The organism is Amycolatopsis sp. 3B14, from assembly GCF_050958625.1.
Classification (GTDB): Bacteria; Actinomycetota; Actinomycetes; order Mycobacteriales; family Pseudonocardiaceae; genus Amycolatopsis_E; species Amycolatopsis_E thermoflava.
In genome coordinates this window covers 121,419-131,471 of sequence record NZ_JBHZEN010000036.1, presented here as the reverse complement: position 1 = coordinate 131,471, position 10,053 = coordinate 121,419, and the positions used below count along the sequence as shown (strand labels likewise).

Sequence of the window (10,053 nt, the reverse complement as noted above, 5' to 3'; positions counted from 1 at the left end):
CCGGAACGTCGGAGTCAGCACGCTCGTCCCGATCTGCACCCGGTTCGTCCGCTCCGCCACCGCCGACATCCACGACAACGCGAACGGCGCGTGCCCACCCTCGTGCCGCCACGGCAGGAAGTGGTCGGACACCATCACCGAGTCCAGGCCCAGCTCCTCGGCCCGCACGGCGTACTCGACCAGATCCCGCGGACCGAACTGCTCCGCCGAGGCCTTGTAGCCGACCTTCATGCGGTACCACCGCTGAGCCGCTTCACGATTTCCTCGGCCTGCGTGACGGTGGTGTCGATGATGTCGGCCACCGTCGGGAGGTCGTCGATCATGCCGACGACTTGGCCGGAGGCGAGGACACCCGCGTCGGTGCGGCCTTCGACGAGGCCGGCGCGGAGGAGCATTGGGGTGTTGGCGGCCATGATGATCTGGCTCCAGGTCATCTCGTTGCCGTGTTTCATGGCGAGGCCTTCGCGGATCATGGCGGGCAGGGAGAGGCCGGTGAGCTTGCGGAAGCGTAGGGCGTTGCGGACGGCGTGGATGGTGCCCTGGACCCGGCCGGTGTCTTCCAGTTTCTCGACCAGTTCGGTGCGCAATACGCGGTGCGGCAGGCCGTCGACCCTCCGCGTCACCACCGTGCCAGTGAGGTTCTGCGCGAGGTAGACCCGCTTGACCTCCTCCGGCACGGTGCTTTCCTTGCTCAGCAGGAACCGTGTCCCCATCGCCACACCCGCCGCGCCGTAGGCCAGTGCGGCGGCGAGTCCGCGGCCGTCGAAGAACCCGCCCGCCGCGACGACGGGGATGTCGACCGCGTCCAGCACCGAGGGCAGCAGCAGCGTCGTGGCCACTCCCCCGGTGTGCCCGCCACCCTCGCCGCCCTGCACGATCACAGCATCCGCTCCCCAGGCGGCGACCTTTTCGGCGTGCCGCGCGGCTCCGATGGACGGGATCACCACGATGCCGTGGTCGCGCAGTTTGGCGATCATCTCCTGGCGTGGCGCCAGCGCGAAGGACGCGACTTTGACACCTTCGCGGATGAGCAGGTCGACCCGCTCGCCGGCGTCGGTGGCGTCGGCGCGGAGGTTGACGCCGAAGGGCTGGTCAGTGCGCTGTTTGACCTCCGTGATGGCGGCTTCGAGTTCGGGGTAGGTCATGGTGGCCGAGGCGAGGATGCCGAGCCCGCCGGCTTCGGCGGTGGCGGAGACGAGGCGGGGGCCGGCGACCCAGCCCATTCCGGTCTGCACGACCGGGTGGCGGATGCCGACCAGGCGGGTGAGGGCGGTGTCCAGGGTCATGAGGGGACTTCCTTGTCCCGCAGGCCCTTCGGGTCCAGCTCGCGGATCAGCCGCAGCTCCTCGTCAGTGGGCTCGCGGCTGGTGACCGCGCTGGAGAGATCGATCTCGAAGGAGGTGGCGGCCGTGACCTCGTCGGGGGTGACGCCGGGGTGCAGTGAGACGGCGCGCATGGAGTGGTCGGGGGTGGCGAAATCGAACACGCCGAGGTTGGTCACCACCCGGTGCACGTCGTGGTACTTGAGTCCGGCCTTGGCGGCGTTGTCGTAGCCCACGCCGGACACGATGTCCACGGATTCGACGAAGACGCGCCGGCTGTGGCGGGGCACCCAGTAGCTGGTGCGGTGGTTCGCGGTGTTGCCCGGCGCGCCCCGCACGCCGAGCAGCTGCTTGGCCGGGCGGGCGTGGTCGCCGATGGCGGAGATGTTCTGGTTGCCGAACTTGTCGATCTGGTTGGCGCCCATCACCACGTGTCGCCGCCCGTGCGGGACGATCGTGTCCAGCATCTTGCGGAACGGCTGCCAGCCTTCCACCACGCCCTCGACATCGATCAGATACGCCTCGCCGTCGGAGAGCAGCAGGTCGGGTTCGAAGGTCAGGCGGGCGAGTTTCGCGCCCAGCGACGGGATGTAACCCATCGGGCTGGCCACGATCTCCCCGTCGCCGCGGAACAGTTCGGCCACCGCCACCACCGCGATCTCGGCCCTGGTCGCGCTCATGCCGCCGCCTCGAATCGATCCACCTCGGACAAATACCGTGCCTCGTCGCCGGACAGGAACCGGTCCACGAACCCCGGCCACGCGTCCAGGTCTTTCGCGCACGCCACGTAGTGCTGCTGGAAGCGTTCATCGCGGCCGTAGTCGGGGACCGCGGTGGTGAAGTGCGCACCCCGCGGCGCCTCCACCACCCCATCCACGCAGCCGCGGTTGAGCAGCAACGACTGCACCGGCCCCGTCAACTCCGCCGTCTCCACCACCTGTTCGACGGAAACAAATCGTTTTTTCGCCGCCAGGCAGAACAGGTCGTCGAAGTAGGGATCCGGTCCGAGGTACTGGGCGTTACCCCGCGCATCGGCGCGGTTGAGGTGCACCAGCGCCACATCGAGTTCCTGCGCGGGCACAGCCACCAATTCCTCACCATCGGCATAGGGCGAACGGACCGTGCGTAACTCGGGATTGACCCGCATCACCTCGGAGCCCAGCCCGGCCCGCAGTGGCAGGAACGGCAACCGCTGCGCCGCCGCCGAGAGCGCCGCCGCGAACATGCCCTCGTCGTATTCGGTCACCTCGATCGCCCCGGTCTCCCGGGCCCGGCCGAACCACGGGTCGAACGGAATCGAGTCCAGGGTGACGAACCCGAACACCACCCGCTTGACCTTCCCCGCCGCACACAACAACCCCACATCCGGGCCGCCATACGACACGACCGTGAGATCGCGAACCGGTGTCCGCAGCAGAGCCCGCACCAAAGCCATCGGCTTGCGGCGGGAGCCCCAGCCGCCGATGCCGATGGTCATGCCGTCCCGGACCTCCGCCGCGACCTCGTCGGCGGTCATGCGCTTATCGGCCATTGAGGAACTCCTCCCGAGCCTCATCCGAGGCGCCCAGCAGGTTCAGCTCGAAGGTGAACCCCTGCTCGAACCGGTAACTACGGTGCACCTGCTGGGTGTCGATACCGTTGAGCGCCTCCTTCGCCGCCCGGATCACCCGCGGATCCTTCGCCGCGATATCCCGCGCCACCGCCAACGCGCTCTCATCCAGCTCCGCGCGCGGCACCACCCGATACACCGAGCCGTGCTGGTGCAGCTCGGCCGCGGTGATCGTGCGGGCGGTGAAGTACAACGTGCGCATCAGGTGCTGGGGCACCAGCCGCGCCAGGTGTGTGGCCGCGCCCAGGGCACCCCGCTCCACTTCGGGCACCCCGAAGGTCGCATCCTCCGACGCGACGATCACGTCGGCGTTGCCGGCCAGGCCGATCCCGCCGCCCAGGCAGAACCCGTGCACCGCGGCCACCACCGGCACCGCACAGTCATACACCGCACCGAACGCCGCGTAACAGCCCTTGTTCGCGCCCACGAGTGCCTCATACCCGGCGGTGCGCTGGATCTCCTTGATGTCCACCCCGGCGTTGAACCCGCGGCCCTGCGCCCGCAGCACCACCACGTGCACATCCGGATCCTCCCCCGCGGCCCGCACAACGGCAGCAAGGTCGAACCAGCCCTGCACCGGCAACGCATTCACCGGCGGGAAATCCACCGTGACGATCTCGATGTGACTGTCGCGTTTGGTCAGAACCGGCATCAGGACGCTCCATACACGGGCTCGGGCGCGGGCGCCTCGGCGATCAACTTCTCCACCACCGGACCCAACTCGGACGGCTCCCACCGGGCGCCCTTGTCCACGAACGGGCCGTGCCGCCACGCCTGCGCCAGCGACACCCTCCCACCCTCCACCTCGAACACCCGCCCCGTCACACCGGAAGACTCCCTGCTGCCGAGCCACACCACCAGCGGCGAGACGTTCTCCGGCGCCATCGCATCGAACCCCTCGTCGGGACGGGCCATCGTGGCCGCGAACACCTCCTCGGTCATGCGGGTCCGCGCTGAGGGGGCGATCGCGTTCACCGTCACGCCATACCGCTGCAGTTCGGCCGCCGCGACCACCGTGAGCCCGGCGATCCCCGCCTTCGCCGCCGAGTAGTTCGACTGCCCCACACTGCCCAGCAGACCCGCGCCGGAACTGGTGTTGATCACCCGCGCGCTCGGCATCCGGCCGGCCTTCGCCTCGGCGCGCCAGTACTCCGCCGCATGCCGCAGCGGCGCGAAATGGCCCTTGAGGTGGACCCGGATCACCGCGTCCCACTCGGCCTCACCCAGGTTGACCAGCATCCGGTCCCGCACGAACCCGGCGTTGTTGACCAGCACGTCCAGGCCGCCGAACTGCTCCAGCGCGGTGTTGACGAGGTTTTTCGCCCCGACCCAGTCAGCCACGTCATCGGTGTTCGCCACGGCCTCGCCACCGAGAGCCTCGATCTCCGCCACCACCTGGGCGGCCGGACCGTCGCCGGTGGTGGAACCATCCAGCGCGACGCCGACGTCGTTGACCACCACCCGCGCGCCCTCGGCGGCGAACGCCAGCGCGTGCGCCCGCCCGATCCCGCGGCCCGCGCCGGTCACGATGACGACCCGGTCCTGGCACAACCTGCTCACTGGCCCTCCCTGTTGACGTCCGCGGCCGCCTGGAACGCGGGCACCTCACCGCCGCCGTGCACCTTCAACGTCGCCCCCGACACATACGAAGCCAGACCCGAGGCCAGGAACGCGGCACACTGGCCGATCTCCTCCGGCTCCGCAAGCCGCCCCAACGGCACCGTCTTCCCCACCGCCGCCACATCGCTGCCGTAATGCAGATGCGCCTGCTCCGTGCGCACCAAACCCACATCCAGCGCATTCACCCGCACCTTCGGCGCCCACTCCACCGCCAAACTCGCCGTCAAGTTGTCCAACCCCGCCTTGGCCGCACCATACGCCGCCGTCCCCGGCGACGGACGAGTCGCCGACACGCTCGAGATCATCACGATCGACCCGCCACCATCCTGACGCTGCATCACCACGTTCGCCCGCTGCGCCACCAGCAACGGCGCCAACAAGTTCAACCGCACGATCTTGTCGTGAAACCGCGGCGACGCCTCCGCAGCGGAAGCGAACGGACTACCACCCGCGTTGTTCACCACCACATCCAGCCGACCGTGCTCGTCCACAACCCGACCGATCAACGCCGACACCTGATCTGGATCACGCACATCGCACGCGATGAACTCGCCCGCCGGTTCCTCCGGCTCGCGCCGGGCGCAGGTCACCACATGCGCGCCGCAGACCTGGAACACCCGCGTGATGCCCCGGCCCACGCCACGCACACCACCGGTCACCAGCACCACAGCACCGGTCAAACCCAGATCCACTAGATCACCGCCACAGGATTCAAGGGACTGGCCGTGCCGCCCTCGATCGGCAACGGCGCGGCCACGAACAGGAACTCGGCTCGCCCGGTGGCGGCCAGTTCCTCGAGAGCCAACATCTCGATCAAGTGCACCCCTCGCTCCCAGAGCGTCAGCAAATGGATGTCCTCGTCCACAGGGCCCGCGAAACCGCCGTCGGAGGCGATCGCGCCGACCGCCGCGTTGTCGGCGCCGATGGCCACGACATCGCGGTCCACCAGCCACCGGCCGGCCGAGTAGGTGATTCCGGGTTGCGCGCCCTGGTAGCGGCCTGGGTCGGTGGCGAACACCCGTGGCCATCCCGTCCGGATCAGCACGACATCACCGGCGCGCGGCTCCACACCCGCCGCCGACGCACACCCGGCCAGGACCTCGGCGTCGATCTCCGTCCCCGGATCCACGTGCCCGACACCGAGGTGGCCGGCCACGTCCAGCAGCAGGCCCCGCGTGACGATCACGCCGAGCTTGTCGATCCCACACCGCGTCGCGCCGTAGCTGCGGACCCGCTCGGCGGGATGGCCGTTGTAGAGCCGGTCGTCGCGCCACGTGTGCGCCAGGGCGTCGATGTGGGTTGTGGTGCCGTGCGGCGACACGAGCAGCGCGTCGTCGGCGATCGCCATCGTGTCCTTGACCTTGCGCGCCCCGGCGGCGTAGTCACCGCCGTCGACGGCCATGAAGTGCTGCGGCAGCGGCCGCCCGGCCAGGTGCGGCACCCGCCGGCCTCCGCCGTTGGAGGTCGCCCCGCGGATCGGCATCGCCAGCGACACCACCCGCCCCTCACGCACAGCCGGCATCGCGGCCAGGATCACCTCCGGCGTGAGCAGGTTCGCCGCGCCGCGCTCGTCCTCCGCGCCCCAACGATTCCAGTTCCCCGATGAACTCATGCCATCGTCACCCCACCCGAGACGCTCAACGTCTGCCCGGTGACGTACCCGGCGCGCGGACCGGCCAGGAACCCGACGTAGGCCGCCACCTCGTCCGCGGTGCCCGGCCGCCGGAGCGGGATCGACTTCACCAACGCCGACATCAGATTCGGATTCCGCTCGGCGTGCTTGCGGAGCATCGGCGTGTCCACCAGCCCGGGGCATACCACGTTGCTCGTCACGCCGTACTTGGCGGCTTCCCGCGCCACTGTCTTCGCCAGCCCGAACAACCCGGCCTTGCACGCGGCGTAGATGCTCTCACCGCCGGCGCCCGCCCGGGCCCCGTCCGTCGAGATGTAGATCAGCCGCCCCCACTCGCCTTCCATCATGGCAGGCAGGAACGCCTGCGTGAGCCGCATCGGGGCGCGCAGGTTGATCCGCCACATCCGGTCCCAGCCCGCCGGGTCGCTGTCCAGGAAATGCTCCACCACGGACACCCCGGCGTTGTTGATCAGGATGTCCACACCGCCCCCGTCCAGGACGGCGGTCAAGGCCGCCTCCACGCTGTCGTCGTCACCGAGATCGACCTCGACAGCCTCGCCCCGGCAATCGCCGGCCACGCGCTTCGCCCCGGCGAAATCACGGTCGGCGATCACCACCGACGCGCCCAAACCGGCGAGCTCCGCAACGATCGCTTCGCCGATTCCGCTCGCTCCGCCGGTCACCAAGGCCCGCTTGCCCGTCAGAGTCCTGTCAGCCACGGCTCACCCCGTACTCCTCGGCGAAGGCCCGCAGGCGCTCGATCGATCCGGTCGTGCGCTCGTACGGCCGCACGATCAGCCGGTCCACCCCGAGCGCCTCCCACTCCGCGAGCTCTTCCGGTCCGCGGGTCTCGAACGCGCTCACCGTGACCTCGAATGACGAGCGGTCCCGGCCGTGCTCGGCCAGGAGCCGGTCCAGCAGGTCCAACTGCGGCTTGGCCGACTCCAAGGTGTGCGGCATCGACACCCAGCCGTCACACAGCCGCACCGCCCGGCGCAGCGCCGCCTTCGACTCGCCACCCGCCACGATCGGCGGGTTCGCCGGTTTCGGTTCGAAATGGACGCCCTCGAAGGAGTAGAACTCGCCGCTGTGGTCCACGACCGGCTCGGTCCACAGCCGCCGGGCCACGGCGATCGCCTCGTCGAGCCGGCGCCCCCGCGTGGCGAAGTCCAGGCCGAGCGCCTCGTACTCCCCCGCCAGCCAGCCCGCCCCGACACCCACGATCGCGCGGCCACCGGACAGCACGTCCAGCGTGCCGAAGGCCCGGGCGCCGATGATCGGGTGCCGCAGCCCGAACAGGTACACGTAGGTGCCCAGCCGGATCCGCTCGGTGGCCCCGGCGATCGAGCACAGGAACGCGGGAGCGTCGAACAGGTGCGCGTCCGGCGAGACCGGCGGCGTCCCGTCCGCGGAACCCGGGTACCGGGACTCGCCGACGTTCGAGGTGAACACCAGGTGCTCGGGCACCCACAGCGACTCGAACCCCAGCCGGTCCGCCTCGACGGCGAAGTCCCGCCAGATCCCCGGATGCAGCAGCCCCAGGGTCACTCCGATCCGCACGACCGCTCCTTCCCCGCGGGCTGGAAGTTCGGCACCGTCCCGAACCCGTCGATCTCCTCGAACACCAGCTCGACCCGTTGTCCGATGTGGACGTGGTCGGCCGGGACGCCGAGCACGTTCCCGAACATCCGCAGCCCCGGCTGCTCGTCGAGACCGACCCAGGCGATCACGTACGGCACCCGGCCGGCGAAACCGGGTGCGAAGGTGCGGTGGACGACGCTGAACGTCTCCACCACGCCCACACCGGACACCGGCGCGAAGCCGCGCCGTTCGCTGCCGCAGAAGCGGCACCACTCCGCGGGCGGGTGCGTGAAGCGAGCGCAGTCCGCGCACTGCTGCAGGACCAGCTCACCCCGCCGGGCCGCGTCCCAGTAGGGCTCGGTGAGCGGCGTCGGCACGGGCGCGGTCCGGAGGTCAGCGGCCATTGCGCTCGTCCGCCGGCGGGACGTCGTAGGTCTCGACGATCGAACCGGTGTCCCGGAAGGACTCCGCGACCATCTGGTGCCCCAGGAACTGGGCCCCGTCGCTGCGGTAGACGGCGGCGCAGGCGCCTTCGTGCCACTCCTGCTCCCGCAGGGCCTGGGCGATGCGGGCGTGGTCGCTGACGGTGCCCGCGCGCTGCATCGCGGCGGCCAGGATGCGGACCGCGTCGTAGACCTGGGTGGCCGACGCGGTCGGCGTGGTGCCGTGTTTCGCCTGGTACGCCTCGGCGAACGTCCGCCCCTTGGGTGCGGCGCCGATGGCCGGCGCGCACGGGGTGACCGCGTAGAGGCTGGCCACGGCGGGGCCGGAGGCGAGCTTGTTGGCCACCACCAGCGGCCCCGAGTTGCCGGTGATCACCGGGGTGGTCAGGCCGTTCTGCGCCATCTGGTTCATCTGCAGCGCGAGCACGTTGGGGAAGGTCCAGGACAGGATCGCGTCGGAACCGCGCAGGTCCAGCAGGGCCGCGGTGAGGTCGGTGGCCGTCGGCGGCACGTACCGGACGGTGCCCAGTTCCAAGCCCGTGGCCTGGATCGCCTTGATCGAGTTGTCGGCCGACACCCGGCCGAAGGTCTCGTCGGTGGCGAGGATCCCGATCCGTTTCGCCCCGAGCCGCTGCGCCAGCGCGACACCGTTGGTGGCACGGGCAGTGTCGTCCGGGTTGACCGAGAACAGCCATTCGCTGCCGGATTCCGCGCCGCGCGCGAGCTTGCCATCGCTGCTGATGTGGATCATCGGGGTCGCGGCCGCGTCGACGTCACGGGTCAGCGCTTCGAGCGACCCGCCGCCCGGGAACCCGATGATGGCGCTGGGCTTCAGGTCGGCGGCCCGGAGGAACGCGGTGCGCGCCGCCTGCGGGTCGGTGACCGACGCCGGGATCCGGGTGTACTCCAGGGGCTTGCCCAGCACCCCGCCGGCGGCGTTGATCTCGTCCACCGCCATCTGCGCGCCGTTGTTGTAGTCATCCAGCGCATTCGGCGAGTCGCCCTTGACCTCGATCAGCCCGACGATGTGGGCGCCCTCGGCTGCTTGCGTACCGGCCTGGCCGCCGCACGCGGTCAGGGCGGACGTGGCCACGAGTGCCGCGGCCGCGATCCGGAGTGGTCTCATCAGCTGCTCCTTTGCAGGCTGGGGGATGTGCCGGGCTGGGCGTCGCGCTGCCCGAGGTAGCTGGCGACCATCGCCTGCCGGTCGAGGAGCTCATCCGCGGCTCCGCGCAGCACGATTTCGCCCGCGACGAGCACCACGCCGCGGTCGGCGAGGTCGAGCGCGTCGCTGGTCTTCTGCTCGACCAGCAGGATCGGGGTCTCCGCGGCGACCGCGCGCAACGCCTCGTACACCGTGGCGGTGACGGCGGGCGACAGGCCCAGCGAAGGCTCGTCGAGCAGCAACAGGCGCGGAGCGGCGATCAGCGCCCGGCCCAGCGCGACCATCTGCTGCTCACCCCCGGAGAGGGCGTAGCCGTTGCGGCGGCGCAACCGCCGCAACGCGGGCAGCAGGTCGTACACGTCGTCGTAGCCGTAGCGCGCCGCGCGCCCGGCCCGTGCGACATCGCCCATCTGCAGGTTTTCGTGCACGGACAGCGTGGGGAAGACGTGCCTGCCTTCGGGCACGTGGATGAGACCGGCCCGGGTCAGTCGCGCCGGGCTCCAGCCGCGCACGTCCTGACCGTCGAAGGTGATCGCTCCCTCGGACGGCACCAGGCCGGACACCGCGCGCAGCACCGAAGTCTTGCCCGCGCCGTTCGGGCCGAGCAGGCAGACCACTTCACCGGCCGACACCGTGATGCCGGCGCCGCGCACCGCGTGCGTGGAGCCGTAACGCACGTG

The 10,053-nt window shown here is 70.4% G+C and carries 13 protein-coding genes; all 13 read right to left on the bottom strand.

The window, feature by feature from the left end:
* A partial coding sequence (locus ACCP09_RS21280) for an LLM class flavin-dependent oxidoreductase (RefSeq protein ID WP_433749368.1) occupies positions 1 to 231 on the bottom strand: 231 nt, incomplete at its 3' end.
* Positions 228 to 1,280 carry an NAD(P)H-dependent flavin oxidoreductase gene (locus ACCP09_RS21275; protein WP_433749374.1) on the bottom strand — a complete coding sequence of 351 codons (1,053 nt, stop codon included), beginning with the start codon at positions 1,278 to 1,280 and terminating at the stop codon, positions 228 to 230. The genes ACCP09_RS21275 and ACCP09_RS21280, both read right to left, overlap by 4 nt.
* Positions 1,281 to 1,282: 2 nt before the next feature.
* Positions 1,283 to 2,002, bottom strand: coding sequence for a CoA-transferase subunit beta (locus ACCP09_RS21270; protein ID WP_433749365.1), 720 nt, complete (start codon positions 2,000 to 2,002; stop codon positions 1,283 to 1,285).
* Positions 1,999 to 2,853, bottom strand: coding sequence for a CoA transferase subunit A (locus ACCP09_RS21265; protein WP_433749363.1), 855 nt, complete (start codon positions 2,851 to 2,853; stop codon positions 1,999 to 2,001). Before ACCP09_RS21265 ends, ACCP09_RS21270 begins: the two co-directional genes overlap by 4 nt.
* On the bottom strand, positions 2,843 to 3,583 hold the full coding sequence (locus ACCP09_RS21260) for an enoyl-CoA hydratase family protein (protein WP_433749361.1): 741 nt from the start codon (positions 3,581 to 3,583) through the stop codon (positions 2,843 to 2,845). The genes ACCP09_RS21265 and ACCP09_RS21260 overlap by 11 nt, the downstream gene beginning before the upstream one ends.
* On the bottom strand, positions 3,583 to 4,491 hold the full coding sequence (locus tag ACCP09_RS21255) for an SDR family oxidoreductase (protein ID WP_433749358.1): 909 nt from the start codon (positions 4,489 to 4,491) through the stop codon (positions 3,583 to 3,585). Before ACCP09_RS21255 ends, ACCP09_RS21260 begins: the two co-directional genes overlap by 1 nt.
* Entirely contained in the window at positions 4,488 to 5,243 is a 756-nt protein-coding gene (locus ACCP09_RS21250; RefSeq protein ID WP_433749355.1) for an SDR family oxidoreductase, read from the bottom strand. The genes ACCP09_RS21255 and ACCP09_RS21250 overlap by 4 nt, the downstream gene beginning before the upstream one ends.
* On the bottom strand, positions 5,243 to 6,163 hold the full coding sequence (locus ACCP09_RS21245; protein WP_027930144.1) for a cyclase family protein: 921 nt from the start codon (positions 6,161 to 6,163) through the stop codon (positions 5,243 to 5,245). Before ACCP09_RS21245 ends, ACCP09_RS21250 begins: the two co-directional genes overlap by 1 nt.
* The gene (locus tag ACCP09_RS21240; protein WP_433749351.1) at positions 6,160 to 6,903 is read right to left on the bottom strand and encodes an SDR family NAD(P)-dependent oxidoreductase; all 744 of its coding nucleotides are present in this window, start codon (positions 6,901 to 6,903) and stop codon (positions 6,160 to 6,162) included. The genes ACCP09_RS21245 and ACCP09_RS21240 overlap by 4 nt, the downstream gene beginning before the upstream one ends.
* Entirely contained in the window at positions 6,896 to 7,744 is an 849-nt protein-coding gene (locus tag ACCP09_RS21235) for a TIGR03619 family F420-dependent LLM class oxidoreductase (RefSeq protein WP_433749348.1), read from the bottom strand. The genes ACCP09_RS21240 and ACCP09_RS21235 overlap by 8 nt, the downstream gene beginning before the upstream one ends.
* A complete protein-coding gene (locus tag ACCP09_RS21230; protein ID WP_433749346.1) occupies positions 7,729 to 8,169 on the bottom strand; it encodes a Zn-ribbon domain-containing OB-fold protein in 441 nt (146 codons plus the stop codon). Before ACCP09_RS21230 ends, ACCP09_RS21235 begins: the two co-directional genes overlap by 16 nt.
* Complete coding sequence (locus ACCP09_RS21225) at positions 8,159 to 9,334, bottom strand: ABC transporter substrate-binding protein (RefSeq protein ID WP_433749343.1); 1,176 nt, start codon at positions 9,332 to 9,334, stop codon at positions 8,159 to 8,161. Before ACCP09_RS21225 ends, ACCP09_RS21230 begins: the two co-directional genes overlap by 11 nt.
* Positions 9,334 to 10,050 carry an ABC transporter ATP-binding protein gene (locus ACCP09_RS21220; RefSeq protein WP_433749340.1) on the bottom strand — a complete coding sequence of 239 codons (717 nt, stop codon included), beginning with the start codon at positions 10,048 to 10,050 and terminating at the stop codon, positions 9,334 to 9,336. The genes ACCP09_RS21225 and ACCP09_RS21220 overlap by 1 nt, the downstream gene beginning before the upstream one ends.
* Positions 10,051 to 10,053: the final 3 nt, after the last annotated feature.

What these genes read in the sequence shown, in the direction of transcription:
- ACCP09_RS21270 (WP_433749365.1), bottom strand. Translation starts at nt 2,002, where the DNA reads ATGAGCGCGACCAGGGCCGAGATCGCGGTGGTGGCGGTGGCCGAACTG.
- ACCP09_RS21265 (WP_433749363.1), bottom strand. Translation starts at nt 2,853, where the DNA reads ATGGCCGATAAGCGCATGACCGCCGACGAGGTCGCGGCGGAGGTCCGG.
- ACCP09_RS21260 (WP_433749361.1), bottom strand. Translation starts at nt 3,583, where the DNA reads ATGCCGGTTCTGACCAAACGCGACAGTCACATCGAGATCGTCACGGTG.
- ACCP09_RS21245 (WP_027930144.1), bottom strand. Translation starts at nt 6,163, where the DNA reads ATGAGTTCATCGGGGAACTGGAATCGTTGGGGCGCGGAGGACGAGCGC.
- ACCP09_RS21230 (WP_433749346.1), bottom strand. Translation starts at nt 8,169, where the DNA reads ATGGCCGCTGACCTCCGGACCGCGCCCGTGCCGACGCCGCTCACCGAG.
- ACCP09_RS21225 (WP_433749343.1), bottom strand. Translation starts at nt 9,334, where the DNA reads ATGAGACCACTCCGGATCGCGGCCGCGGCACTCGTGGCCACGTCCGCC.